A 26,115-nucleotide genomic window follows, 5' to 3' on the forward strand; every position below is an offset into this window, starting at 1 on the left:
CGTCGCGACCCGAGGTCGCTACGCGGTGGCTGAGATGGGATCGGCCTGGTCGGTGTCGCCACTGGTGGCGGAAGGCGACGGCCGCAGTTCACGGGGTGGGTCAAGCAGCGACCGGTGTAGGTCTTCCAGCAGCCGAGTGCCGACCGGTGTCATGGTCAGACCGCGCCAACCGGCCGAGGCGCGATCAAGCACGGCCCACACCAGGCTGATGGCGCTGGTCTCGCCGGGGAATCGGCCAATGACCTTGGTCCGTCGCTTGGTCTCCCCAAAGGATCGTTCAATGAAATTCGAACGCGCCCATGGTGTTCGACCGGGAACCGCAGATAAGCCCTCAGCACTGCGTTGTCGGTAGCAGGACCCGCATGGCCGCCGGGTAAAGGTCGCAGTACTTGGCGGCGAACGCCTTGATCCGATTGTCGACGATCTCAACCAGCTGGGGTCCCGGTTCGATGCCCAGGTCGGTGGTGTCGAAAATCGCCCAGTAACCGTCGCGGACCTCGGCTTGCATCCCGGTAGGAATCTTAGCGAGCACGTTTCGGAGTCGATGAATAAGACATCTCTGACGCAAAGCTATTGGGTAGATTCGTTCGATAGCCGCGTTCAGGCCTTTGGCGCCGTCGCAGACGATCGGCAGCGGAGTACCAAGGCCGCGTTCGCGCAGATCGGTCAGGAAATCGGCCCACGCGTCGGTGGACTCGCCGGTCCCAGGTGACAATCCGACGAACACCGGTTTGTCCTCGGTGGTGATGCCCCGGGAGGCCAACACCGGCTCGGCCGGCGACCCAGGATGCATCCGAAAGAACGAGGCATCCAAAACAGGTATTCCAGCACGATCTCGTCGAGTCGGCGGCACGCACACGCCTGATACTCGGCTCGGAGCCCTCGTTAGCATCGGGACAGGCGGCGCTGCGTTGGTAGCGTTGGCGGCCGAGGAACTCGGTGGCCTCCGCCTCCAGCGCCGCCTGCACCAACAGCTGAGCGCCGAGACGGGCGACCTCTTCAAGGATTTCCGGCAACTCCCGATCCTCGGCAAACAAGGCATCGATCTTGATGCGGATACGGTCGGTGGCTGATACTCGAACTGACACGGGCGTTGCTCCTTCTTCGCAGACTTGCAGGTCGTGAAGCGGAACCTACGCCCGTGCTCCCTATTTGCACCGGATTCCGGACAAGACCGGGGACCTGCTGAATGTGGTGTATGCAGCGCGGGTGGCCGGTATTCGGATTCCGATGAAGGCTCCCGCGTTGCAGGGAGTGACGATCCGCCTGCCAAGGTCGCTCAGTTGCTGGGGAGAGCCGCCGCCTCTTGAAGCTGCGCCAATGTACTGCTGCGATGTCGGTTGCCGATGTGTATAGCCTTGTTGTGCAACAAAATTAGTTTGGCCAGTAGCCGATGACGCCGTCGAACTCCAGGTCCGTGTGGGCGAAGTCATTGCCGATGGCAATGAGTGGTTCGTGCGCGAGCTTGGCGGTGGCGTAAGCCATCGTGTCCCCGTAGTTGAGAGCGGCCGGATGGCGGCCCTTTCCGTACTGGAAGTAGGCACGATGGGCGGCCATCGCGTGCTCAAGGGTAAAGGGTTGGAATCCGAGGTTGATTTCGGACCGTAGGCGGTCGAAGACGGTCCGGGCTGTTAAGCCGTGCCGGCTGGTGAGCACGATGAGGCATTCCGCGGCGTTCGCCGCGGACATGACTGGGCTTCGGTCGGCGGCGAGGGCCGCCGCAATTTGCTCGGTGTATGGGGCCTCGCCCTGGACGAGAGCAACGAGGGCGGAAGAGTCAATGATCACGGTGGCTAAACTCCCGTCGCCCTGTCGTATCCGAGTGCTTGTTCGCGTTCAGCCTTGGTGATGGGCGATCGATCGCGCAGCAATGGCCAGATCTCGGTTCTGAGGACGTCGAGGAGTTCGTCTGTGCGGTTACCAGTCCGCGACTGCGTGATCTCGATCTGGGCCCGCAGCGCATAGCGGATAGCTTCGATACGACTCGGGAGGTGAAGGCGTGCGACGAGTTCGTCGGCGAAGCGGATGACCTCTTCGTCTTTGACATTAAAAGCCATAGATACATGGTACCGCCAGGGAGGTACTTGGTACCCTCACTTGGTATCCTGATCCGAAATTGACCTATGGTGAGCGGTGCCCGTGGTAGGCGAGCGGGCAGGACTGGCGTGCAAGACCATCGCCGCCATTGGGATGATCATCCGAACGGATTACGTACGCGAACACCCTCTATGAGCTGGCCGTCATTGAGATCCTCCGACCAAAGGATGCCACAGTGCAGCTCAGCGGCGCTGCGCACGATCATGGCATCCCGGAACGGCAGCTGATGCCGGTGCGACCACGAGGCCGCCGCCACGACATCGTCTGCTAGTGGTGAATGAACGCGCCAGCGGGACAGGCTGCGAAGTCGATCGACCGCCGCTTCCAGTGTGGCCGGAGCAGCAGCCTTGCGGGTGGCGTTGACGAAGAACTCTTGCAGTACCTGCACGCTGATTGCACCGCTTCGTTCCTGCCAGAGACGGCCCACAAGGTCGGCGGCGCGGTCATGACGATGTCCTGCAGCGGTGTCGTAGGCGTACAGCAGGACATTTGTGTCGACGAAGTCCATGGTCAGTGTTCGTGGACCTCGTCGCGTGACCAGGTGATTTCACCCACGCGCAGGCCGATGCCCTCTTTCATGAGGCGGCGTTCCTCCACTGCCACGTCGTCGTAGTCGCGGACGTCGCCGACGAGCTGTTCCAGCAGCCGCGCGACCAGCCCGGACACCGATGTATCGCGCTGCGCCGCGAGGATTTTCGCGCGACGGACGAGTTCATCTGGCATCGAAAGCGTAATATTTCTGGGTGGCATGTGAATCAGTGTACCACTGAAGCACAGAGGTATTGTATCGCTACTACCAGTCACTACAGCCACACAGATTTACGAACCGGCACTCATTGAGCGGTCGCTATCCGTTACAGTTGGCTCGTGACTGGCGCTGGTGCGCTCATCGGCTACGCGCGTTGCTCAACTGATACACAAGACGTGACCGCGCAGCGGTCTTGGCTGCGTGAACTGGGAGTGACTGGGGACCGGATCTATCTCGACCACGGCTACACCGGCACGACCCGTGCCGGGCCCGGCCTCGACCAGGTGCTGACTGCAATCCGCGAGGGCCGCACGCTCGTGACGCCGAAACTGGAGCGGCTCGCCCGATCGGTGCCCGACGCCCGCACCATCTGCGACGACCTCGCCAAGCATGGGATCAAACGGTCCCTCGGTGGACAGGTCTACGATCCCGCCGACCCGATGGGCAAGATGTTCTTCAACGTCTTGGCATGCCGTCGCCGAATTCGAAGTCGAGTTCCTATGGACGAGGAAGTTGCTATGGATGAGAACTCGTGAGGGTAGGGTGGTTATCCACGCGAAAGGCCGGCTCAAATGCCGCCAGCCTAAGCTCACCGTCAAGCAGCAGAAGGAACGGCGCCGGATGCACGGCGCCGACGACTACACCATCACCGATCTGGCCGAATTATTCAAGGTCTCCCGGCCGACTGTGTATCGAACACTCCGGCACGGCAAAGCCAAGGAAAGTGTGACGTGACCGCGGAATCGGCGTACGACCCGGACCCCGATGACCCGACGCAAATCCTGGCGTTGTTACCGGATCGCTGGCACGAACAGTTCCTCGCCGAATACCGGGCCGGACTCGACGCTGCCCGCGAGGTCGGGCAGTGGCCCCGGCTGCGCACTCGGCTGCATCGCTGGCGGCTCCGCGCCACCGCCTACGCCGACCCCGGTTTCGATGCTGCCGCACAGGCTGCCCGCGACGCCCGCCCCGAAGACCTTCTTCCGCTGCCCGGGTGGGATGACATGCGGTGAGCTACCGGCCGATGCTGATCGGACGAGCACAGGCCCAGTTCGCCGACCTCATTGACCACCCCAACGCATACGACGCGTTCATGGAACGGATCATCCGGCTCGTCGATGCTCCGTGGGATGCTTGGCAGGTCTACCCTGACGAGCCGGACTACCGGGAAACCCAATTCGGCGAGCACGGGCTGCTATCCTTTCGGGTCGATGACAACGCCGAACTCCTGATCATTTTTAACATCCTCTGGGCCGGATAAACCCACCGCCAGTCCCAAGGTGAGCGGACACGCGACTGCGCCCGGGCGCAGGCTGCAGAGATTGTGCGGCTTTGTCGTTGCGGGGCTGTGCTTGTGGGTGGTGGGCCGCGGGTTCGACGGTGACGTGCAATCCCATCGCGGTTAATCGGGCGATGTGGTTACGCACGACGTTACTCAACAGCGTGAGTGAGGCGGTCACGTTCAGGTAACGGGTGGTGTTGGATTGTGGGTGTGCTGCCGGGTGCGGCTGGCTGTTGACCGCAGCGAGCAGGGCCAACGTCTCGGCGGCTACTTGCTGGTCGATGGGCTTCGTCGCTGCGTCGGCGGTGGGCGCGAGTTCGGTGCCCGAGCGGTGGTTGTCGACGCGATCGACGAGCGGACAGCAAAGTTCTACCGACACTTCGGCTTTCATGATCTTGACCAGCGTCGTCTGTGGCGGCGTCTTAGCGATGTCGAAACCGCTCTTGGCGAGCGATGATCCACGGCGCGGCGCGGTGAGCTTTGGCTGGTCGCACCCGGTGCGGGACACCTGGGGGATCTGTGGGTGCCGGTTTTGGTTTTCGATGTAGCGCTTGATCGATGCTCCGTTCGCTGAGGCGGCGAAATGCGACGGCGACCATCGGATGAGATGGTGAGGTCGGGGACGATTGCGAGCAGTCGTACGCATACGGCGCGCTGCCAGGATCCTGCGTAGGAGCCGTTGGGGTGGTGGAGGCGGTAGTCGTTGTCGGTCGGAGGTCGATGTCAACGCTGCCACGGGTCCAGGCAGTGCACGCCGAGAGGTTCGAAGTGCCGGGTGTTGCGGGTCACGACCACCATGCCTGCGGACGGGGCGACCGCGGCGATAAGGGCGTCGGCGTACGGGACGCGCTCGGGCGCTCGGTAGGTTGCCAGAATGCGGGCGGCGGGCAGGTCCAAGACAGGACCCGGCCCTCGAAGGCGGGCAGCACCTTGTCCTCGAACCACCGCCGCAGGTGTTCGCCCTGGGGCGGGTCTTTGCGCGATTTGGCGATGACGCCGCGCTCGATCTCGGCGATGGTGGTGGCCGTCACGAACTGGTCGGGTACGGGCGCGGAGTCGACCCAGTTCTGCGCATCGGGGTTGAATCGGGGTTGCGCCCGGGCACCCGCAGAGCAGACACCACATTGGTCCAGGATGTAGGTCACATCTCAGGGGTGGGGACGGTTAGGGGTAGCGGCTCTGGCTCGAAGTCGTGGCCGCTGTCGGCAGCGCAGCAGGGCGGACATTGCGACAACATCCTCCCCGGATACCACGGCGGTGAGGATCGCGCGGGCTTCGGCCTCGGCGGAGTGGTGGTGCCGTGTGGCGCGGACCCGCAGCGCTGCCTGGTGCCCGCGGGCAGGTTGCGGATCACGATCTGTTCCATGATTAGGACACTTCCGATATCACATAACCGTTTCGCCGCTTAAACCGGGCTGTTCCGCCGGCAAGGCATGTTTGAGGTAGGCTGCATGACAGCCTTCCCGCTGCTAGTCCCAGTGGGGAGGCACTCTCGTGTGGTACCGGTGCACGACTGCCTGTTCGCTCACCGTTCGGCGCTCGCAGGCGCTGAGCGCTGTCGATCGTCGGCGTGCCAACGGGGTGAATGCTGGGTTCCGCAGATCTCACGCTGGACATCGCTGTTGTCGAGTTCACAAGGCGATAACCCAGCGACACCTCAGGTGCATCGGCGACCCATCCAAAACCACCGACACAAGGATGGTGCACCAGTGAGACTCGGCATAGGTGTCGTCATTTTCATCGCGGCCTATATCGGCTCACTTGTGCTGTATGTCAATGGCGGAATGGGTCGTCCACAGCAAATTGCAGACAGTCAGTCATCGAGCACCGCGACTCGGGTGGTTGTCGACATTGAAGATATTCAGTCAAACAACGGCGTGCTTATCGCTATCCTCATCGTTTCACCGGGGCCAGCGCTGCTCGACCCTCAAACCCGAAATCTCAAAGACGACCTCAGTGTGGTAGCCACGTCTGTAGTAACGGCAAGCAAGCACACATGGTCGAAGGGTGAGGTGCCCGATGTTTTTCGTATTACGATGCCCCTCTTCGGTGACGTCGCGGATTGGCCCTTTGACCGTTACCAGTCGGGGCCGATCAACGTTCAACTCTTCTCCGGCCCTGGGCAAGTACCCGAACAAGCGACGGTGACGTTGGTCGACCGTCTGCTCGGCTGGCAAGTTGACGTGCCCGACCTCGACAAGGCCGATGCCAATGCGCCGTACCGCCTGAACGTGTACCGATCACCAAGCACCATGGCGTTCGCCGTCCTCATACTCGGTGTTCTTATCACCCTTGCCGGCCTAGCATTTTTCGTTGCTATTCAGACGGTGCGTGGCCGACGAAATTTCCAGCCGCCCATGACAACGTGGTACGCGGCGATGCTCTTTGCGGTGATGCCGCTTCGAAATGCGCTACCCGACTCGCCGCCTTTCGGAAGTTGGATTGACGTCACGATCGTTCTTTGGGTGATTGTGGCGCTGGTCGTGTCGCTGGTGCTCTACATCTCTTGCTGGTGGCATCATCTGGCACCCAACGTTGCCAGGCAGAAAAAATAAGAGATGGAAGAGCGGCGCTTTCGTTGAGGGCGAACGGCCGTAGTTGGTGTGCATGCTGACGGGGCGGTGTTCACGGCGCCGCGATTCTTGCCGAAACCTCACTGGAATGGCTCGGTATCGACGGACCCGACCAGCGCGACCTGGCGCACTTCGACACCGACGAGCCGACGATTGGCGCGATCCGGGATTGTGCGTCCCAAAACGTCCTCCAGAAGGTGCCCGTCCCGAACCGCGGTAGGGCGTTGGGCGACTTGCGCTTAGATGCTCCGTACGCCGACGCTGACCGGAGCGGAGCGGAGCGACAATACACTTTGCCCGTCAGTCGGGTGAGATGACCTCCAGCGTTGGCAGGAGATCCAGGTGCCGGGGTCGGTCACGGGTGAGCAGCACTCGTCCGGTCACCGCGGCGTGGGCAGCGATGTAGAAGTCGGGCAACGGTGCAGGGCGGGTGCCACCACGGCGGCGGTACCGTAGGAAGCAACGTCCGGCCTGGAAGGCGGCCTCCCAGGGCAGGTTCTCGCGTTCGATTCGATCGGGCAATGCCTCCTCAATGTCCTCGATCCGTTCGAACCCCACGGAGAGTTCAGCAAAGATCAGCGGGTTGATAGCGACCGAGCCGGCATCGAATGCTCTCGCGAGCTGTTCTGCAGACCACCTACCCCAACGTGGGTCGTCGGTGAGCACATCGAGTAGCACATTGGAGTCCACCAGAGTCCCGAGCCACATAGCTCAGGATTCGCCGCGAGTCAGCGCCATGATCTCGTCGGTGGTCATCGACAGGCGGTGTCCGCGCATCTGCTCGACAAGAGCCACTCCGCGTCCTTGGGTCCGCCGCACGAGCCGGACGACGTCGCCGTCAATCTCAAAGTCGACCTCGGTCCCAGTCTCGATGCCCAAACGTCGTCGTACGTCTCGTGGGATGGTCACCTGTCCCTTGCTCGTGACACGCATGAGCCAAGGGTAGCAGTAGTAATACCATGCAGTATTACCGGCGACGGTAGGGTCAGGAGCTGGCGCGGTAGCTAGCATCGGCGGTAGGGCTCGGAGCCGTCGTTGACCACAGGGTTTCCCCTGGTGTCCTTCATCTCCGTGGCCCTGGCGATCTCTGTCCCGTTTCCAGCTCCCGCCGCTTCAGACCGTGCATGCGGTTGTCGGGCTCGAAATTGAGCGCACGCACCAACCCGCCGCTGGCGGTGCTAGCCACGTTTCTCAAAGCCGCCCTACGATCCCGGACGGTCGGATTTCCCGAGTCCGGTTCTGACCTGTGTTCTGCACGCCATTTATCAGAGTGCGGGCCTGCCCAGCGGTGCGGAAGCTTAAGCGCTGACCCGCATACACCCCTCGCGCCGATGGTTTGCCTGCCTCCTCGCCGCCAAGGCCAAGACGTATCCCAGGTGATGGACGACGGTAGCTGGGTAGTGCACCGGCCAGTCGGTTTCCCTTCCGGCCTCGACGTTCGCCACCATAATCGCCCACCTGAGGGGAAGTTGGACCGAGCGATCCCGGCTATGTCCTCCCACAATCCCGGCTTGTTGGCCACCCAGTGCCCAGGGCCCCTTTGCCCGCCCAGGGTGTTACCCCGAGTCGGGGCGACCTCAAGGGTCGCCTCGGAGGGCATCACCCCTCCTTCATCACTCCTACGAGCCCATGCGCCAGACCAAAACCCTCCTCGTGCCTTGGATTCCTCCTTGTGCACGCGGTCCTTGCAGGTTGCTGTCAGCCTCTGCTGGGAGATGGCCCTTCCCCTTCCCGACGTTGTCTCTGAGACCCTTGCGTAGGTGCTCGGACCCATACCCCGCCACGCTCCTCGGCTGCCTTTATCCGTTACTTCACCAAGGACACCGGTCTCACCCCACGGGAAACGGGTTCGACGCGCGGATTTACCCCCACACGGCAACTTCGGTGGGGAGCCGTATATCGAGGCTGCAGTCATTCGATTACCTTCGGGCTCCTACGGTCGCTCGACCTCCAGGTTGCTCCGACCGCGACGCCCAAAGACGCCGAGCCGCCAGGCCTTTCACACCACGCAGAACCCGGCCGGTTACCCGATCCAGGCAGTGGCGTTGCTTCGTGTCCGACACGGACAATTGACACGGCTGGACTCTCACCAGCTGGGTCGCAGCATTGTCGGCTGCTCCCTCCCGCACACGGCTTACCTACGCCGTTCACCGTCGGCGTTTGGCTTGTCCCGCCAAGGCTTGTTGGCCCTGGGTGCGATCACGGTTCCATTCGGGTTCAGCAGCCCGCAGAATTCCGTCGACTTGGGGGCCACGACAGACCGGCCGAAGCTAGGTCTGTGTTTGTGCCGTTTGCCGATGAACAACGCGAGCCGGTCACGTGCGTGCTGCGTGATGTTGTGGAAGCGAGCCGCGCTATGGCCGTAGCGAAAATAGCCCGCACAGCCCCGCAGGAACCTGTTGAGGTCCTGAACCACTTCCTCGACCGGCAGCCACAGTCGGGAACCCGGGGCACATTATTCTGACGCAATCAAGATCAGGTAGCTGCCTTGTTGGATGATAGGCACTCCGCCCGGTTCTCCACGGGCCTCTCGCTGTTTCCTTCCACCATGGAAAGCGGCCGGTGTTGTCGTCTCTCACGCTTATCGGGTCGGGTTTTCGCGTGGTCGAAGCGCCTGAAGCTAATTTTCGCGCAACGTGCTGAACTGGGTCAGCGCTGGTAATACGCTTCTGCCGTTGTCGTTGTTTTTACGCTGCCAGTGTAGGCGGGAGTGGCCCCGCCGTGCCGACTAGGCGAGAGGTTTGGCCATGGCCTTTGTGATCGCATCCCCGGAAATCTTGGCAGCGGCGGCTGCGGATTTGTCGGTTGTTGGTTCGACGATCGGCCGGGCTACTGCGGTGGCTGTGGGTGCGACGACGGTGGTGCGCAGTGCTGCCGCTGATGAGGTGTCGACCGCGATTGCGGAGTTGTTTTCCCAGCATGGGTTGGACTATCAGATGTTGGCGGCGCGGGTGGCGGTGTTTCATGAGGATTTCACGCGGGCGTTGGCTGTGGGTGGGCAGGTGTATGGGCAGGCTGAGGCAGCCAATGTCCGCGGCTTGGTCCTTGATGTGGTGAATGCGCCGACGGAGGCGGTCTTTGGGCGTGCATTGATCGGTAATGGTGCTGATGGGGCTAGTGGGCCGGTGGGCCAGCCGGGCGGAGCGGGTGGGCTGTTGTTCGGCAGCGGCGGCAATGGTGGCAATAGCACCAATCCCGGGGCGGCCGGCGGTGCGGGCGGCTCTGCCGGGCTGATCGGCGACGGCGGTATTGGCGGGAGCGGCGGGGCAGGCGGGGCAGGCGGTGCAGGTGGGCGTGGTGGCTGGCTGTTGGGGTCCGGCGGGGTCGGTGGGAGCGGTGGCGCTGCGAGTGCTGGGGTTGCCGGTGCCGGTGGGGCAGGTGGTTACGCCCCGTTGATCGGCCATGGCGGATCCGGCGGCGCCGGTGGCGCCGGCGGTGGCACCGGTGGCGCCGGCGGAGATGGTGGGCGGCTGCTTGGTATCGGCGGCGCCGGCGGGACAGGCGGGACTGGTGCCGATGGCGCTACCGGTGGTACCGGCGGGAATGGCAGCGCCGGCGGTGCCGGCGGCGCGGGCGGACCTGGCGGTGACGGTGGTTTGTTGGGGGTCGGTGGGGCCGGCGGCACGGGCGGCACCGGCGGTGGCGGCGGCGATGGCGGAATCGGCTTGGCCAGCCAGCGCGGTGGCAACGGTGCGACCGGCGGCAACGGCGGACCCGGCGGGGCCGGAGGACACGCGTTGATCGGGGCCGGCGGGGCCGCTGGAGCCGGCGGCGACGGTGGGCTGGGAGGGGCCGGCGGGGCCGGCGGTGCGGGCGGCGGCTGGGTAGGCGGCGACGGCGGTAGCGGCGGCAATGGCGGCACGTCCGGGGCCGGCGGCGTCGGCGGCAGGGCGCTTCTCGGGGTCGGCGGGGCCACTGGCGCCGGCGGCACAGGCGGCCAAGGTGGCATCGGTGGCATCGGCGGCATCGGCGGCGAAGGCGCTGCGGGCGCGGCCGGTGGTGGTACAGGCGGCAACGGCTTTAATGGCGGTGCCGGTGGCCACGGCGGCAACGGCGGCAACGCCGTCGCGGGCGGCACCAACGGCACTGGCGGCGCCGGAGGCACCGGCGGGCAAGGTGGACAAGGCGGCCAGGGCGGTGCGGGCAGTAGCAGCGCCGGCGGCCAAGGCGGCACCGGCGGCAGCGGCGGGGCGGCGGGACTCGGCGGACAGGTAGGCACCGGTGGCAGCGGCGGCAGTGGCGGCAGCGCGGGCAGCGGCGGGCAAGGCGGGCAAGGCGGCACAGGTGGCATGGGTGACACCGGCGCCGTCGGCGCCGTCGGCGGCGGTACCGGCGGCACCGGCTACAACGGCGGGGCCGGCGGCCAGGGCGGTCAAGGGGGGTTGGGCAACGGTGGCACCAACGGCACCGGCGGTGTCGGAGGCACCGGCGGCCAAGGCGGACAAGGGGGCCAAGGTGGTGTAGGCAGCAGCAGCGCCGGCGGCCAAGGCGGCACCGGCGGCAGCGGCGGGGCGGCGGGACTCGGCGGACAGGTAGGCACCGGTGGCAGCGGCGGCAGTGGCGGCAGCGCGGGCACCGGCGGGCAAGGGGGCACCGGCGGCAACGGCGGCAACGCCGGTGGTGTCGGGGCGACTGGCACCGACGGCAACCCAGCCGGCATCGGCAGCACCGGCTTTAGCGGTGGCGCAGGCGGCACCGGCGGCACCGGCGGCGACGCCAACGGCGGAACCGCCGGCACCGGCGGCACGGGCGGCAACGGGGGCAACGGCGGCCAAGGCGGCACCGGCGGTACCGGCATCGGCTCTGTCGGCGGCGGTGGCGGGACCGGCGGCGTCGGCGGCGCAGCCGGGGCTGGTGGTGCCCCCGGCAACGGCGGCGGCGGCAGCCAGGGCGTTGGGGGTATCGGCGGCGCCGGCGGCATTGGCGGCACCGGCGGCACCGGTGGCAACGGAGACGCGGGCGGTGTGGGCAGCGCGGGCGGCAGCGGCTACGCGGGCGGCCCCGGCGGCACCGGCGGCGCCGGCGGCGCCGCCAACGGAGGTACCGCTGGCGTTGGCGGCCGCGGCGGTGACGGCGGCCAGGGCGGCACCGGCGGGGACGGCGGCGCGGGCAGCGGTTCAGCCGGCGGGAACGGCGGCAACGGCGGCAACGGCGGCACCGCAGGCACCGGAGGTGCGGCCGGTAGCGGCGGAGGCGGAAGCGCGGGCCTAAGCGGCACCGGCGGCACCGGCGGCACTGGCGGCAGCGGCGGCAAAGGCGGTGCCGGCAGCACCGGCAGCGCGGGCGGCGGCACCGGTGGGACCGGATACGCGGGCGGCACCGGGGGTACCGGCGGTACGGGCGGCACTGCCAACGGAGGGACTGCCGGCAACGGCGGCAATGGCGGCAAAGGAGGCGAGGGAGGCGAAGGCGGCGAGGGCGGCACCGGGGTGGGCTACGGCGTGGCCGGCGGTACCGGCGGCGATGGCGGCACCGGCGGCGCTGCGGGCACCGCAGGTGCGGCCGGCGTGGGCGGCGGTGGGAACTCAGGTACCGGTGGTACCGGTGGTACCGGTGGTACCGGTGGTACGGGTGGCATTGGCGACACCGGCACCGCCGGCGCGGCCGGCGACGGCACGGGCGGCACCGGCTTTAACGGTGGCCAAGGCGGTCACGGTGGCCAAGGCGGGTCGGGCTACGGTGGCACCAATGGCACCGGCGGCACCGGCGGCACCGGGGGCCAAGGCGGCCAGGGCGGCCAAGGCGGCGAGGGCAGTGGCAGTGTCGGCGGGCAAGGCGGCACCGGAGGCACCGGCGGTACGGCGGGACTCGGTGGCCAGGCGGGCAGCGGCGGCAGCGGCGGCAGCGGCGGAAGCGCGGGCACCGGCGGACAAGGCGGCACCGGCGGCACTGGCGGCACTGGCGGCACTGGCACCGCCGGCGCGGCTGGCGGTGGCACCGGCGGCATCGGCTTTAACGGCGGTGCCGGTGGCCACGGCGGCCAAGGTGGGTCGGGCAATGGTGGCACCAATGGCACCGGCGGCGCCGGCGGGCAAGGCGGCCAAGGTGGGCAAGGTGGCCAAGGCGGCGCGGGCGATAACGGTGTCGGCGGCCAAGGCGGCACCGGTGGCACCGGTGGTGTTGCGGGCCTTGGCGGCCAGGTGGGCACCGGCGGTGGAGGCGGCAACCAGGGCAGCGTGGGCACCGGTGGGCAAGGCGGCATCGGCGGCACCGGAGGCAACGGCGCCGCCGGTGCCAACGGCGCGGCCGGCGGCTTCGGCGGCGCCACCGGTTACGACGGCGGCGCCGGCGGCGCTGGCGGTCAAGGTGGGTCAGGCAATGGCGGCACGAACGGCACCGGTGGCATTGGCGGCACCGGCGGCAACGGCGGCAACGGCGGTGCCGGCGGCACCGGTGTGGGATACGCCGTAGCCGGCGGAACTGGCGGCAACGGTGGCGCCGGCGGTGCCGCTGGCACCGGCGGCGCGGTCGGCACCGGCGGAAGTGGCGGCGCGAGCGGCAGCGCGGGTACCGGCGGCACCGGCGGCACCGGCGGCACCGGCGGCAACGGCGACACCGGCACCACCGGGGGCGGAACCGGGAAGTCGGGCGGGAACGGCGGTGATGGCGGCAACGGCGGAACCGCTGGCAACGGCGGAACCGCTGGCAATGGCGGAATCGGCGGCCAGGGCGGCACCGGCGGCGCCGGCGGCGGCGGCACTACCACCAGCCCCGGCGGCATCGGAGGCACCGGCGGGCAAGGCGGCGCCGGCGGCACCGGAGGCACCGCCGCAGGTACCGGTACCGGCGGCAACGGCGGCCGAGGCGGTGCCGGAGGTACCGCCGGCACCGGCGGCGCCGGCGCGGATGCCACCGCGTCCGCCGGCGCCGGCAGCAACGGCGGTGGTGGCGGCACCGGCGGGCAAGGCGGCGCGGGCGGTGCAGCAGGAATCGGCGGAACCAGCGGGACCGACGGAATCCCTGGTAACGGCGGTATCGGCGGCGATGGTGCCAACGGCGGCCAGGGCGGTAACGGCGCCACCGGAGCCCAAGGCAGCCTGAGCACCATCGACGGCGGTAGCGGCGGTAACGGTGGTAGCGGGGGGCAGGGCGGCGCCGGAGGCGCCGCTGGCGGTACTGGCGCAACTGGCGGCAACGGCGGTAACGGCGGTAACGGCGCCAACGGCGGCACCCCCGGAAACGGCATCAACAACGTCGCTGGTCCCGGTCAATCCGGTGGCCCCGGCGGCAACGGCGGCAACGGCGGCAGCGGCGGCGATGCCGGTGCGGGCGGCGCGGCCGGCAGCGGCGGCGGCACCGCAGGCACAAGTGGGACCGCCGGCAACGGCACCAACGGCGGCACCGGCGGCCAGGGCGGCAAAAGCGGCACCGGTTACCAGGGGGGCAACGGCGGCAACGGCGGCAACGGCGGCGCCGGCGTCAACGGTAGCGCTGGCGGCGACGCCGGCAATGGCGGCGCCGGCGGCCAAGGCGGCTCTGGCGAAGAGGGATCCGCGACCGACCACGGCGGCAGCGGCGGCAGCGGCGGCAACGGCGGCAACGGCGGATCCGCGAGTGACGGCGGCATCGCGGGCAACGGCGGCAACGGCGGAAAAGGCGGCCAAGGCGGGGACGGCGGCAGCTTTCCCAATGAGAACGCCGGCAATGGCGGCCAAGGTGGTGCGGGTGGTTCCGGTGGGGCTGGCGGGACCGGAACCGGTGGCAGCACCGGCGGCAATGGCGGCAACGCCGGCACCGGCGGTACCGGTGGCACCGGCGGCCAAACGGAACAAAACGATGTCAACGCGGGACAAGGCGGGCAGGGTGGGGCTGGCGGTACCGGCGGTGAGGGCGGAGCTGCGTCGGGCGGCGGCAACGCCGGCACGGGCGGCACCGGCGGCAATGGCGGCAATGGCGGCACCGGCGGCCTTAGCTCCAGCGGGACGGCTGGCGGAGGCACGGGCGGCACGGGCGGCAATGGTGGCGACGGCGGCAAGGGCGGAACCGCCACCGGCAATGGCGGCGGTAATGGCGGTGCCGGCGGCAACGGCGGCACCGCCGGCCAAGGGGGGCCTGGTGGGCAAGTCAACGGTAGCTCCGGCATTGGTGGTTCCGGCGGGATCGGCGGAACCGGTGGCACCGGCGGCAACGGAGGTGGCGGGGCGGCCGGGATCAACGGCTCCGGGGTCGACGGCGGGCCCGGCGGTGTCGGTGGGAACGCCGGCGATGGAGGCGACGGCGGTCACGGCGGTAGCGGTCAGTCCGGCTCTGTCAAAGGCGGTAGTGGCGGCAACGGCGGCATGGCCGGTAACGGCGGAGTCGGCGGCACTGGCGGCACCGGCGGCTCCGCCGACACGTCGGGTACCAGCAGTGGCGACGGCGGCAACGGCGGCAACGGCGGCAACGGCGGCGACGGCGGCAACGGCGGCAACGGCGGCACCAGCACCGGCACCGGGGGAGCTGCAGGCACCGGCGGCACCAGCACCGACACCGGTGGAGCTGCAGGCACCGGCGGCCTCGCCGGCTCGGCCACCAGCGGCGCCACCACCGGGAGCGCCGGCAGCGACGGCAGCGACGGCTCCGACGGGGTCGACGGCTCGGATGGCCAACCGGGATAGTCGCAAGGTTGCTTCTAGGGGGCCCTTGGTCGCTAGCTGATCAGGGCGAACCAGAATTTGATCTCCCAAAGCCGCCGACGTTGACCATGTTGGCATGACGATCAGAACAACGGTGATGAAGCCCGTAACAATACCGATACGGTCGAGCCACCCGAACGCCCATCGCCCGCAGCACGAAAACGACGAAAGGCCGATGATCTCGTACGCTGGCCTTCTTTTCGTGCCACGACGGCAACCCGCTTGGGCTTTGCCGCCTCAGCAAACCGGTAGTCCATGTTGAACATGTCGGCGACAGTGCTGGCGAATTCGCGTTCAGCTCGTCGATCGCAGCCGTCAGACCGGGCAGGTGAAAAATCACGCGTTGCAGGAATGTGCCGTTTTCCGGCGCGGTGGAGTGCTGATCCAGCGAAACGCTGCTGGCCCCGGCTTGCGCCCGGAAGGCACTCACCGCAGCAATAATTACGTAGCCCGCTGCGGTGTGCTCAACCGTGGTGTCATCACCGAGGGCTACCCGGACCCGGACATGGGTATGCCTCGGTTGGGGTGGCGCACACCGGGGATGAGCGGGTTCCGCAGCGATCCAACTGTGACATTTCCACTTCCACATGTGGCGTGCCCGGAGATCGCCGGGAGGAGACGGGTAAACCTCCCATCCCTGCCGACCTCGGCCGGTTGCTGCTTCGCTGCCATGACCGCCCGCTTGGCTGTAGATGACCAACTTGGCGTGATGGCAGTGGGCGACGCCGGCCCCGGGGGCGACATGGTTTCAGCGCATCCACAGCTTCTCCGAGCCGACCGACCGTCCGCTAAGCGCCGCGGAACCGCCAGACACCCCTCGAACTGCGTGGTGTCGGAATGATCTGCGACACCTTGACGTGGTGTATGCGGCCCGCGATTGATCTCCGGGAAGTCGGGACGGACTCCGGCGGCGATGCCCATGTGCGACTCCTGGTGCCGCCCACTTTTCGCCTGCCTTACGTCGTCTGTACGACGACGTTGACTGTGCTTGCGTTCTGGTTCGCCAGCACGATCAGTTGGGGGGCGCCGGGGGCGGAGGCTACCTGGCCACCAGTGACCGTCACTCGGTAGCCGTTCGGGTACCAGATCTGCGGCACCGAGATGACCGTTTGTGTGCCGGGGGCGAAGCGTCCCTGGCCGTCGGCCCGTTCGGTCGAGTAACTGAGCCGCAATATGCCCGAGGTGAACGACCAGGACGTCGGGGTGCCGGCGACCACCTGCGGGTAGGGTGTGGCGAGTGTCTTGAGCTTGGCCCAGTTGACATTGTCGCCGGTCTTCGGCAGTGCTGGGTTGATGACCACTGCCTGCCCGTTCGGTGATACGCTCGTCTTGTCGTTGCCGGTATACGCCCAGTACAGCCAGCCGATCTTGTGATCGTCGGCGTGGCACATCACCTCGGCGATCACCTTGAGTTCTTCGGTGGCACCGAATTCCGTCATCAGCTGGGGGATACCGTGTTTGTTCGCGTAGTTCTTGGCGTGGTTGAAGACGAACTCGTCCTCCACGATGCAGATCTGATATAGCGGTGGCTGCTGGGTGGGAGTAATGCAGTAGTCGTGGAATGCGAACACGGTGTGCGGGTCGTTCACCGAACGAAGGTTGGTGCGGATGCCCACGTTGAAGATCGTGTTCGGCTCGAAGAACACCGGCGCTGTCGGGTTGGCGGCGCGAATCGTCGGCACCACCCGGTTGTAGAAGTCGGTCAGCCTCGTCGAGTCGAACAGGATGCAGCCGGTGATCGGGTTCACACACGGCAGCCATATCGGGCCCGGCCATGGCTCGTTCCACACCTCGTAGCCTAGGACGTTCGGGTTATTGAGAAAGTAAGCCGCGGTGTGCGCAATAGACCCGCCGAGATGGTCCTGCAGCCCGACCCCGTCCGACGCCGGGACATTTCGCCAGAAAGCGCCCCACGCATAGTTCTCGGCCGGGTTGAGGTAGTTGTTCAGCGAGAAGCCCAGTTGCGGGTTGGGCAGCCCGCCCGTTTGCACGGCCCAGTCCGGCGCACCCTCGCCCTGGAACAGCTCGTTGTACAAGTCCTGGTGAAAGTCGAGCAGGCTGACAATACCGTTGGCCGCCAGTATCTGCACGGTCTGCGCGATCGAGGCCAGGTATGTGTCGTCGTAGACGCCGGGCTGCGGCTCCACGGCCTTCCAGATGACGCCCAACCGCATCGCGTTGAAGCCGTAGGTGGCGAGGAATTCTGCGTCGGAGGCTCCGAACCCGTCGGCGGAGGGCGTATACGGCGGCACCTTGTACACCTGATTCATCCCGTGCAGCACGACCACGCGTCCGTCGGCGCCGGTGATCCAGGTGCCGGTGTTGGTGAGTGGCAGCGCCGGTCCGGTGCTCGTTGCAGACACCTGGCGGGGAGCGGCGTACGGCACGCCGCCGAAGACCGTCAGCGCGGCGATCAGCGTGGCGACCACGGCAAACGTGCCCGCGCGGCAAAGGTAGATGCGCACTATGGACCTGCCATCCGTGTGGGTTCTGGTCACACAAATCACTTTCGAAACAGTGAACTGCAATAGTCACTGTTGCAACAGACGCTGCGATTACGGCTTGCGCACGGTTCGGTGTCGTCTCGGCTACCGTGTGGGCGTGGCGGCCTAAGGAAGCGGCCGCGGTTGGACCGCAACCAAGCCGATCGGCGCCGGCCGGGCCTCCGGCAGGGCCACAGTCACCCCACAGGTCACATTGAACCCGTGCGCCTAACCCAGAAACTCTAGTCCCATCGATTACGTTCATCGTCGGGTGATCGCCGGGCTGGGCTGAGAGGATTCGGGCTATGTCGTTCGTGATGGCGGCGCCAGAGATGATGGCAGCGGTTGCAGCGGATGTGGCGAACATCGGCTTGATCATCAGCGCAGCTAACGCAGCGGCGGTAGTGCCCACGACGGAGATGCAGGTCGCCGCTAACGATGAGATCTCACTCGCTGTTGCGGCAGTATTTTCCGAGCACGCTCGGGCATATCAGGAGCTGAGCTGGCAGGCCGCACGGTTTTGCGACCAGTTTGTACAGGCCCTCGCCGCGGGGGCCAGCGCCTATGCCAGCGGCGAGGCCGTCAACGCCCAGCTGACCCAGCTGAGCTCCGTCACCGACCCCATCCGGACCCTCACTGGACGCCCGCTGATCGGCAACGGCGCCGACGGGGGCACCGTTGATGGGGTGGGGCAGCCCGGCGAACCCGGCGGTTGGTTGTATGGCAGCGGCGGTAACGGTGGGGACAGCACCAACGCGGGAGCGGCCGGTGGTGCCGGCGGATCCGCCGGCCTGATTGGCAACGGCGGCGCCGGCGGGCGTGGTGGCAGCGCAACCGCCGGTACGGGCGGGACCGGCGGCGCCGGCGGCCGCGGCGGGTGGCTGGTCGGCAACGGCGGCGCCGGTGGCACCGGCGGCGACGCTACCAGCGGAACCGGTGGTGCTGGCGGCGCCGGCGGCGACGCCGAGTTGTTCGGCTCCGGTGGCTCCGGTGGCGCCGGCGGCGCCGCCGTCGGCGACGTCCTTGGCGGCGGCACGGGCGGCGGCGGCGGTCGGGGTGGCACCGGCGCGTGGCTGTACGGCGGTGGTGGTGCCGGCGGGACCGGCGGTGACGCCAGTGGCAGCGGCGGCGGCGCCGGCACCGGCGGCACGGGCGGTGCCGGCCGCCTGATCGGCAATGGCGGCGGCGGCGGGGCCGGGGGGGACTACGACGGCACCGGTGCTAACCCTGGAACCGGCGGGAATGGCGGCGATGGAGGCAACGGAGGCCTGATCGGCAGTGGTGGCCACGGCGGCCGGGGCGGGGACGTTACCAGCGCTAGTGGTGGCGGGACCGCCGGCAATGGTGGCATCGGCGGCAACGCCGAGCTGTGGGGCACCGGCGGTGGGGGCGGCCGTGGCGGGACCGGCAACGCAGTCACCACCGTCGCCGTCACCGGCGGGGACGGCGGCAACGGCGGTAGCGGCGGGTGGGTATTCAGCGGCGGAGCCGGCGGCAATGGCGGCGCCGGCGTAGGCAGCGGGGGCGGTGGCGGCGGCGGCAACGGTGGCGTCGGAGTCCTCTTCGGCGGCGGCGGTGCCGGCGGCAATGGCGGCGCCGGTGGTGAAAGCGGCACCGGCGGGGTCGGTGGGGCCGGTGGCAACGGGGGCCTGATCGGCAGCGGTGGCCGTGGCGGCTTCGGAGGCGACGGCGGTACCGGCGGAGGGGACGGCGGTGTTGGGGGCAATGCCATGCTGTTCGGCGCCGGCGGTACCGGCGGCAACGGCGGGGATTCCACCGGTGCCAACGGGGCCGGCGGGGCCGGCGGCAGCGGCGGCGACGGCGGATGGTGCACCAACTGCGCCGGCGTGTACGGCAACGGCGGGCCCGGCGGGGCCGGCGGCACCGGCACCGGCACCGGCAGCGGCGGGCCCGGCGGCAATGGTGGCACCGGCGTCGGCATCGGTAATGGCGGGGCCGGGGGCGCCGGGGGCGCCGCGTCCGGCACCGGCGCCGTCAACGGCGGGGCCGGCGGCAACGGCGGCACCGCCGGTGTGTGGGGTGCCGGCGGCAGCGGGGGCAACGGCGGAGCTACCGCTTCCACCACTACCGGTGCCGGCGGTGACGGTGGCAACGGCGGCAACTCCACCTTCATAGGCAACGGTGGCGACGGCGGCAATGCCGGTGTGAACGCTAGCGGCACTGGGGCTGCCAACGGCGGCAACGGCGGCAGCGCCAGCAGCGCGCTCATTGGTAACGGCGGCAACGGCGGCAACGCCAACCACGGCGGGACACCCGGGACCGGCGGAGCTGCCGGGACGATCGGCCATCCTGGCGTGTCCGGCGGCAGCACCCCATCACCCTCCGGCATGGCGTCGTATCACGACTTGCTCGTGAACACGATCTCCAACTTGCAAACCATCAGTACTACGTGGATAACTGACCCCGCGCCATTTCTGGTGCAGGTCGGCAACAACCTGGGCGGCTACGCCCAGCTGAGCGTCTCGTCGCTGCAGAACTCGGCGGGCTCGTTGGTAGCCTCGTTCCAGGAATTGCCGACGTACCTGCACGCGGCCCTCCAAGACCTGTTGGCCGGCAACATTAGTGGCGCGCTGCACGAGACGGTGACCGGGCTGGTCAACCTCGTTTTCACCGGGGTCAGCCTATCGGGCAGCAACCCGTTTATCGTCGTTGTGCACGGCGCCCTAGGAGACCTGGTGCCGATCACGGTCATCCCCAATTCAATTTGGACCAACGTCGCCAACGTGGGCGCGGTTGTCACGGACACGACCGTCTCGTTGACTGTCGTGAGCATGTCGCCCTTCCAAGCAGACCTGGTGTTCGGGCTGCCGGTTGCGCTCCTGCTCGATTCGCTGGGTTCGCCGGTCAGCACGGCGATCGCGACCGGACAAAGCGTCACATCGTTTGTCGATGCTGTGCAAACGGGCAACCTGCAAGGGGCGGTGGGCGTGCTCGTCGATGCTCCAGCCAACATTCTCAATGGATTCCTCAACGGCCAACACACCGTGCCGCTGACGATAAGGGGATTTGGATTCGATATCACGGCCAACATCCCCTTTGACGGGATCCTCGCCCCGATGCGGCCCGTTACCGGCACCGTGCCGCTGATCGGAGACGTGACCTTCGGCGGCACGCCCGTCGGCGGCATCGTGCCCGCCGTGGTGCAATGGGCCCCCGAACAGCTGGCGCAAGCAATCGGGAAGTAGCGCGCTCGCCCTACGCCGCCTTTACGAACGGGTGTGCCGGGCCAGCATTGCGGTCGGCGACGCGTGACGCTTGGTTTGCTCCATGCGGTCACCTACCGCACATAGTTTACGGAGTTGCCCCGCGCCGACAGCTGCCGCCTGTTCGGCCCCGGAAAATAGCGCACATGGTGGGCCGCTAACTGTGGTGGAGTTTCCCTCCCGCGATGAGCTTGGCCGCAATCTTGGCCAGCCGTGCCATGCCGATGTAGGTCATAGGATTGAAGATGGTCGGCCAGGTGGTCCTGATCAGATGGTCGGTCAGCGGTCGGCGCTCGAACCGGTCGGTGAGCCAGCGAAGCGTCATCGGGGCAGATAGTAGGTGCAGGCAGATATGTTCACTGAAGGCGTCCCGATGATAGGTGACCCTGGCGCCGCCGGCCGCATACGCGTCGGCCAACGCGTCGATGTCGTCCACGGCGATGAGGTAGTCATGCACGGCTTGCACGATCAACACCGGCGGTGCCGGCACCGCGGCGCCTAGTTTGATGTCGTTGAAGACATGCACCACCTCCGGCCTTGACAGCACATCCTCGAGCGGCTTATCGAGAAGATCGCCCAGGTCCTTGTTCGCCATGTGCAGGACGGCTTCCGCGGTCGTCATCGTCTCCAGCCGCTTGAGCAGCTCGCGACCCTCGTTATTGGTGTGCTCGTTGATCACCCCGTCCAGACCGGGGTACGCGTGTGCGAGCGCAGCAACCACCAACGCGGGCATGCCGGCAAGGAAGCCGCCGTTAAGCCTGCGGAACGTGTGGCCCAAGTCGCCGACGGGTGAGCCCAGTACCGCCCCGACGATGTCGAGTTCGGGGGCGTACTCGCCAGCCACTTCAGCAGCCCACGCGCTGGCCAGCCCGCCGCCGGAATAGCCCCACAGGCCGATCGGCCTCGACTCTGACAGACCGAGACGTTCTGAACTCGTGGCGGCGCGGAGCCCATCCAACACCCGATAGCCAGGCTCGTACGGCACACCCCACAGCCCCTGGAGACCTTCGTGGTCCGGTACGGAGACCGCCCAGCCCTCGGCGATGGCGGCGGAGATCAGCAGAAGCTCGAACTGAGTGAATGACCCTAGAGCCTTCGCCCTCCGTCGCAGCGCATAGGACGGGAAACAGCGCGATGTCATGGCATCGATCGCACACTGGTAGGACAGCAGTGGCACGGGCTGTTTTGGAGTCAGGTCTGTCGGGAGGATCACCGTGGTCGCCGTCGCCTCGGGGGCGCCGCTCATGTCCATCGTCCGGTACAACAGCTGGGTGGCAGTGAACCGCTGTGGTATGAGACCCAAAAAAGCTAGCTCGACGTCACGCGAGCGCAGGACCGTCCCGGGCTCGGCATACTGATAGCCGAGCGGCGGCTGATAGAAGGGGTCATCGGACGGCAGCAGTGGGCGTACCTTGCGCTGCAATTCCTCATGCGGCGGGCGGGTGACCCACTCGGCGGTGTGCGCTCCAGCAAGGTTGTCGAACTCCGCCATGCAGGCTTCCCTTCGTGGGCATCGGCACCCTCGCACATGAACAATCCCGAATGAAACGCACAAGCAGCCAGTCATAGCTCGGCGCCGGCACCTTGTCGGCGGCCAGCGCCTCGCATCTAGCTCATATACTGCACTTAATTCAACTTTAATCTAACTACTTCGACCTGAAAAAGTCGGCGGCGTGCCTCACCCACTTTGAGCGCGTAGCCGGTGGTGGTGCCTCAGCGCGTGGCCCAGAAGGCTTGCCTGATGTGGAAACCGCTGCGCCGGAGCCGGCACGCTGATGGCGACCAACTCCGAGCTCACCCCTCGCAGCACCGCACCCATCGCACAGACGCCCTGATCAACCACCGACTGGGCGCACGGGAGAAAACCGCCATGAGCACAGCAGATGTGCAGGACCAGACGATCTCCACCATGCCGAGGGGCGGCCCGGGCGCCTCCTGGCTGGATCGTCGATTCCAGACCGACACACTGGAATACCTCGACCGCGACGACGTACCCGATGAGGTCAAGCAGAAGGTCATCACGATGCTCAACTGGATGGGCAGCCTGACCAAGCTGCACGAGAAGTCCGCCCGCACCGCACTGAAGTTCGTCTCCGGCATCCCCAATCCACGAATCCTCGAGCTTGGCGCCGGCCACGGCAAACTCTCAGCGAAGATCCTCGAACTACACCCGACGGCGACGGTCACGACCAGCGACGTGGATCCAACCTCGGTGGCCAACATGGCTGCCGGGGAGCTGGGCACCCACCCGAGGGCCCGTACCGAGCTGGTTGACGCCACCGCCATCGACGCCGAAGACAACAGCTACGACCTGGTGGTGTTCGCGCAGGCGTTTCACCACCTCCCGCCGGCGATCGCCTGCCGCGCCATCGCCGAAGCCACCCGCGTCGGGAAATGCTTCCTGGTGATCGACCTCAAGCGACAACCGCCGCTGCGGTTGGTGCTGCGGTGGGCGCTGCTGTTGCCGCTGCAGCTGATGCTGTTGCCGTGGGCTACCACGCGACCGTTCCTGCACGACGGCATGATTAGCGTGCTACGCGCCTACAGCCCGTCAGCGTTCGAGGCACTTGGCCGCGCCGCCGATCCCGGTATGCGGATCGCTATCCTGCCCCCGCCGACGCGACTGAGCGCGCCATCGCTCACCGTCGTGTTCTCCCGCAACGGCACAACGTCGCCGCGGCGAACAAATCCGACGCCTTAATCGGTTAACCACCAACTGCTCACCGACTAGCCGGATAATGCCGGATTCGGCGTGGCTGAGCGGGTTCGGATAGATCAGGTAACGGCCTTGTTGGATGGTGAGTGCTGCGCTGAACGGCCCCTGGCGGGGCCGCGCACAGCGCGTGATAACTGCGTGTCCTTAATTAGTATTAGTTTAGTGCCCATTCGTAAACCTGTGTGGCTGTAGTGAAGTGGTAACGATGCAATAGCGTTTGAGTGTCGCGCAATGACACAAGACGGGGCTCGCGGTCGCAGATGGACGCCACATCCTTTTGCTGCCGGAGCCCCGTGAATACCTGTCTACCGTGTCGAGTTCCTCGAATACCAGCCGCGCTGCCGCAGGTTGCCTGATGTTTTGACCGCACACCACGGCATCCGTCGCATTTGGCCGACGAGCAGTGGAAGCTGCTGCGCCCAGAGGTCGAAGCCGTGATGGCCGAGCTGTTGGCCGCCCTCGACACCCACATCAGCGCCGCCGAAGCCGAGCTGGCGAGGTTGGTCCCCCTGAGTCCGTTCGCGACGTTGACCTCGGTTCCGGGCTGGGGTGTGGTCCGGGTGTCTAATTGTGCTGCCGCCCTGGGGGATCCGGGCCGGTGGCCGGGGCCCCGGCAAATCTATCGGGCCTCGGGACCATCGCCCATGCAATACGAATCCGCCGGCGAACGCCGTGACGGCAAGATCAGCCGCGAGGGCAGCGTGGCGCTGCGCCGAGCGCTGATCGACCTCGGTATTGGCCTGTGGCTGTCTGAACCCGCCGCCAAAGCCTATGCCGGCGAACTGAAAGCACGCGGCAAAACCCGGCGGGATCATCGGCTGCGCGCTGGCACACCGCGCCACCCGTATCGCTTATGCGCTGGTCCGCGATCACACCGGCTACGACCCATCCCGCTGGAGCTAACACTGGTTGGGCTTTCCTCGGTCCCGGCCCTCGGCGCCGGAGACGCAGGAGCTGTCCACCTGCAGCGCCCGCAGCGCAGCGAGGACGAACGAGGTAGACTGCGACGAGCACCGGCGCACTCTTGACCGGACGAGGAAACCATCCCTCGACCCCACGGGAGGCAACAACACCCCTCGAACGGCCCCTCTTCACAACTGCGGCCGGTAGTGCCAGGCTGGAAGGACGACGAAGGGCCGGACCAGATGCCGTGACAGCTATGGCGGACCCGACAGGGTTACGCCGCGCCTAGCTTGGCACCCGGCCCTTCGCCTTCACAGCAGCCCGAACGACGCCAGATGACCCACACCAACCGGTTGAGGTCGCATACATCAGCGTGGGTGCTCAGGCACTCCTCACAGCACACCGCACTCCGGCCAGATCTTTCAACACCGGCAACCACCGGCGACGATGCTCTACGCACAAACCCACGACTTGACACGACCTATAGCCAGCTAGGAGGGCACTGAAGTCTGCGGACTCGCTCGAAGATGTCGGCGGGTGTATGGTAAGCGCGCAGCGACGCCTGCGTGTTGTCGAAGCCCTTTGCCGACCGGCCGAATACAACCATTTCGAGTTCTCCTATGCCGCAAATGCCAAGGTCGACTAGATCGATACCGGCAGGCGGCGTTTCGCCGGCGAGCAGCCGCACGTGAGCACTGTTGTCGAGAATCCAGGTGGGTCATCGCCAAGCCTCATCCGGCAGCAGCACACCTATATCGACTCGATTGGTGGCGTCGGCGATGTGCTCGACGATCCTTCCGCCCGCGCCGCCTCGGTCTCGTCGCCCTGGGACACCTGTTGCCGAAGCGCGTGTTCGACGGTAGCCGGCAACGTGTCCCCTGACCCGCCCGACAAACGGGCAAAAAATTGGTGACTGCAAATCTGGTTGATTGTCGATCTCGGTCATTCGGGAATTAGCCTTCCCCGGAAGGATTCGTGGAACTGAACGACGGCTATTGCTATTCCTCGCCGAGAACGTTGTCAATGTCGTCTTCGGTTACGTCGTCGATGTGGAGGTGGTCGAGAATCTTTCCGAGGCGAAGTTCAGACTTGATGCTGGCCCGGCGCAGGTGATACAGCGTGTCACCGTAGCCGCCCTCGATCTCGGCCAGTCTTGCCTCTAAGGCCGCAATGCGACGTTCCAGTGTTTGAATCGATGCCACGCGAGTTAGTTCCTTCCCGTGTTGATCCCGTTTTCGTGCTCGGCTTCTGGCAGCTGAGGCCGCAGTAGTTCGGTGGGGTCGACGTCGAAGTGCTCGGCGAGCGCGTAAAGAGTTTCCAGGGTGATGTTTCTGCGGCCGGCTTCGATCGCGCTTAGGTATGGCCGTGTAAGCCCGACGGCGGCCGCGGCGGCGGCCTGGGTCTCGCCAACGGAATTCCGCAGCTCGCGCAGGCGCTGGCCCAGGCGATGGAACGTGCCCTCAACTAGCACGTG

Annotated in this window: 20 protein-coding genes and 7 pseudogenes; 9 read left to right on the plus strand and 18 right to left on the minus strand. The window is 67.0% G+C overall.

Annotated features, from left to right (window positions below; genetic code table 11):
- Window positions 1-18 precede the first annotated feature (18 nt).
- The 5 genes and pseudogenes from AADZ78_RS29330 to AADZ78_RS27235 form a co-directional block, all read right to left on the minus strand.
- Window positions 19-1,088: pseudogene (locus AADZ78_RS29330) on the minus strand (transposase).
- 286 nt (window positions 1,089-1,374) lie between these two features.
- Entirely contained in the window at window positions 1,375-1,788 is a 414-nt protein-coding gene (locus AADZ78_RS27220) for a type II toxin-antitoxin system VapC family toxin (RefSeq protein WP_085251638.1), read from the minus strand.
- Window positions 1,789-1,793: 5 nt separating this feature from the next.
- Window positions 1,794-2,057, minus strand: a complete 264-nt coding sequence (locus tag AADZ78_RS27225) for a type II toxin-antitoxin system VapB family antitoxin (RefSeq protein WP_085251637.1) — start codon at window positions 2,055-2,057, stop codon at window positions 1,794-1,796.
- 137 nt (window positions 2,058-2,194) lie between these two features.
- Complete coding sequence (locus AADZ78_RS27230; protein ID WP_085251636.1) at window positions 2,195-2,605, minus strand: PIN domain-containing protein; 411 nt, start codon at window positions 2,603-2,605, stop codon at window positions 2,195-2,197.
- Window positions 2,606-2,607: 2 nt separating this feature from the next.
- Window positions 2,608-2,820 (minus strand): hypothetical protein, encoded by a 213-nt coding sequence (locus AADZ78_RS27235; RefSeq protein ID WP_239656871.1) that lies wholly within the window; start codon window positions 2,818-2,820, stop codon window positions 2,608-2,610.
- A 144-nt stretch (window positions 2,821-2,964) separates the two neighbouring features.
- Here AADZ78_RS27235 and AADZ78_RS27240 point away from each other — a divergent pair.
- From AADZ78_RS27240 to AADZ78_RS27250, 3 genes and pseudogenes are all read left to right on the plus strand, one after another.
- Window positions 2,965-3,580: pseudogene (locus AADZ78_RS27240) on the plus strand (recombinase family protein).
- Window positions 3,577-3,858: a DUF6247 family protein gene (locus AADZ78_RS27245; protein WP_085251634.1), complete on the plus strand. Its 282-nt coding sequence runs from the start codon at window positions 3,577-3,579 to the stop codon at window positions 3,856-3,858. Before AADZ78_RS27240 ends, AADZ78_RS27245 begins: the two are co-directional and overlap by 4 nt.
- Window positions 3,855-4,106: a hypothetical protein gene (locus AADZ78_RS27250; RefSeq protein ID WP_085251633.1), complete on the plus strand. Its 252-nt coding sequence runs from the start codon at window positions 3,855-3,857 to the stop codon at window positions 4,104-4,106. Before AADZ78_RS27245 ends, AADZ78_RS27250 begins: the two co-directional genes overlap by 4 nt.
- On the opposite strand, the gene AADZ78_RS27255 is transcribed toward AADZ78_RS27250, so the two are convergent.
- The 3 genes and pseudogenes from AADZ78_RS27255 to AADZ78_RS27265 all read right to left on the minus strand — a co-directional run bounded on the left by AADZ78_RS27255 (window position 4,084) and on the right by AADZ78_RS27265 (window position 5,493).
- Window positions 4,084-4,635, minus strand: a complete 552-nt coding sequence (locus AADZ78_RS27255; RefSeq protein ID WP_169726353.1) for a hypothetical protein — start codon at window positions 4,633-4,635, stop codon at window positions 4,084-4,086. The genes AADZ78_RS27250 and AADZ78_RS27255 overlap by 23 nt on opposite strands.
- Window positions 4,636-4,912: 277 nt before the next feature.
- Window positions 4,913-5,272, minus strand: a complete 360-nt coding sequence (locus AADZ78_RS27260; RefSeq protein WP_239656870.1) for a hypothetical protein — start codon at window positions 5,270-5,272, stop codon at window positions 4,913-4,915.
- Window positions 5,269-5,493: pseudogene (locus AADZ78_RS27265) on the minus strand (FitA-like ribbon-helix-helix domain-containing protein). Before AADZ78_RS27265 ends, AADZ78_RS27260 begins: the two are co-directional and overlap by 4 nt.
- A gap of 343 nt (window positions 5,494-5,836) precedes the next feature.
- Here AADZ78_RS27265 and AADZ78_RS27270 point away from each other — a divergent pair.
- Window positions 5,837-6,682, plus strand: coding sequence for a DUF4436 domain-containing protein (locus AADZ78_RS27270; RefSeq protein WP_085251632.1), 846 nt, complete (start codon window positions 5,837-5,839; stop codon window positions 6,680-6,682).
- A gap of 318 nt (window positions 6,683-7,000) precedes the next feature.
- On the opposite strand, the gene AADZ78_RS27275 is transcribed toward AADZ78_RS27270, so the two are convergent.
- From AADZ78_RS27275 to AADZ78_RS27285, 3 genes are all read right to left on the minus strand, one after another.
- Window positions 7,001-7,408 carry a type II toxin-antitoxin system VapC family toxin gene (locus AADZ78_RS27275; RefSeq protein ID WP_085251631.1) on the minus strand — a complete coding sequence of 136 codons (408 nt, stop codon included), beginning with the start codon at window positions 7,406-7,408 and terminating at the stop codon, window positions 7,001-7,003.
- A 3-nt stretch (window positions 7,409-7,411) separates the two neighbouring features.
- On the minus strand, window positions 7,412-7,633 hold the full coding sequence (locus AADZ78_RS27280) for an AbrB/MazE/SpoVT family DNA-binding domain-containing protein (RefSeq protein WP_085251630.1): 222 nt from the start codon (window positions 7,631-7,633) through the stop codon (window positions 7,412-7,414).
- A gap of 1,201 nt (window positions 7,634-8,834) precedes the next feature.
- Window positions 8,835-9,137: a group II intron maturase-specific domain-containing protein gene (locus AADZ78_RS27285; RefSeq protein WP_085251629.1), complete on the minus strand. Its 303-nt coding sequence runs from the start codon at window positions 9,135-9,137 to the stop codon at window positions 8,835-8,837.
- Window positions 9,138-9,447: 310 nt separating this feature from the next.
- Here AADZ78_RS27285 and AADZ78_RS27290 point away from each other — a divergent pair, with 310 nt between their 5' ends.
- Window positions 9,448-15,297 carry a PE family protein gene (locus AADZ78_RS27290; RefSeq protein WP_264033206.1) on the plus strand — a complete coding sequence of 1,950 codons (5,850 nt, stop codon included), beginning with the start codon at window positions 9,448-9,450 and terminating at the stop codon, window positions 15,295-15,297.
- Window positions 15,298-15,509: 212 nt separating this feature from the next.
- On the opposite strand, the pseudogene AADZ78_RS27295 reads toward AADZ78_RS27290, so the two are convergent.
- Window positions 15,510-15,757: pseudogene (locus AADZ78_RS27295) on the minus strand (formyltetrahydrofolate deformylase); the annotation flags it as partial.
- Window positions 15,758-16,271: 514 nt separating this feature from the next.
- Window positions 16,272-17,780 (minus strand): cellulase family glycosylhydrolase, encoded by a 1,509-nt coding sequence (locus AADZ78_RS27300; protein WP_085252889.1) that lies wholly within the window; start codon window positions 17,778-17,780, stop codon window positions 16,272-16,274.
- Between the two features lie 323 nt (window positions 17,781-18,103).
- On the opposite strand from AADZ78_RS27300, the gene AADZ78_RS27305 reads away from it, so the two are divergent.
- A complete protein-coding gene (locus AADZ78_RS27305) occupies window positions 18,104-21,004 on the plus strand; it encodes a PE family protein (protein ID WP_085252888.1) in 2,901 nt (966 codons plus the stop codon).
- 175 nt (window positions 21,005-21,179) lie between these two features.
- Here the strand turns inward: AADZ78_RS27305 and AADZ78_RS27310 are convergent, their stop codons facing one another.
- Both AADZ78_RS27310 and AADZ78_RS29335 read right to left on the minus strand, forming a co-directional pair.
- Window positions 21,180-22,514 (minus strand): lipase family protein, encoded by a 1,335-nt coding sequence (locus AADZ78_RS27310; protein ID WP_085252887.1) that lies wholly within the window; start codon window positions 22,512-22,514, stop codon window positions 21,180-21,182.
- 186 nt (window positions 22,515-22,700) lie between these two features.
- Window positions 22,701-22,856, minus strand: a pseudogene (locus AADZ78_RS29335) (hypothetical protein); the annotation flags it as partial.
- A gap of 36 nt (window positions 22,857-22,892) precedes the next feature.
- Between AADZ78_RS29335 and AADZ78_RS27320 the strand changes: the two are divergent.
- Both AADZ78_RS27320 and AADZ78_RS27325 read left to right on the plus strand, forming a co-directional pair.
- Entirely contained in the window at window positions 22,893-23,723 is an 831-nt protein-coding gene (locus AADZ78_RS27320; RefSeq protein WP_204903563.1) for a class I SAM-dependent methyltransferase, read from the plus strand.
- A gap of 461 nt (window positions 23,724-24,184) precedes the next feature.
- Window positions 24,185-24,641 (plus strand): annotated as a pseudogene (locus AADZ78_RS27325) (transposase); the annotation flags it as partial.
- Between the two features lie 502 nt (window positions 24,642-25,143).
- On the opposite strand, the pseudogene AADZ78_RS27330 reads toward AADZ78_RS27325, so the two are convergent.
- Window positions 25,144-25,350, minus strand: a pseudogene (locus AADZ78_RS27330) (VapC toxin family PIN domain ribonuclease); the annotation flags it as partial.
- Between AADZ78_RS27330 and AADZ78_RS27335 the strand changes: the two are divergent.
- Window positions 25,330-25,554 (plus strand): hypothetical protein, encoded by a 225-nt coding sequence (locus AADZ78_RS27335; RefSeq protein ID WP_341343645.1) that lies wholly within the window; start codon window positions 25,330-25,332, stop codon window positions 25,552-25,554. The pseudogene AADZ78_RS27330 and the gene AADZ78_RS27335 sit on opposite strands and share 21 nt — an antisense overlap.
- Before the next feature lie 85 nt (window positions 25,555-25,639).
- Here AADZ78_RS27335 and AADZ78_RS27340 read toward each other — a convergent pair whose 3' ends face one another.
- Together AADZ78_RS27340 and AADZ78_RS27345 are read right to left on the minus strand one after the other, a co-directional pair.
- Entirely contained in the window at window positions 25,640-25,843 is a 204-nt protein-coding gene (locus tag AADZ78_RS27340; protein WP_085251318.1) for a hypothetical protein, read from the minus strand.
- A gap of 5 nt (window positions 25,844-25,848) precedes the next feature.
- Window positions 25,849-26,112, minus strand: coding sequence for a helix-turn-helix domain-containing protein (locus tag AADZ78_RS27345; RefSeq protein ID WP_204805952.1), 264 nt, complete (start codon window positions 26,110-26,112; stop codon window positions 25,849-25,851).
- Window positions 26,113-26,115 lie beyond the last annotated feature (3 nt).

Origin of the sequence: Mycobacterium riyadhense, from assembly GCF_963853645.1 — a bacterium.
Lineage (GTDB): Bacteria > Actinomycetota > Actinomycetes > Mycobacteriales > Mycobacteriaceae > Mycobacterium > Mycobacterium riyadhense.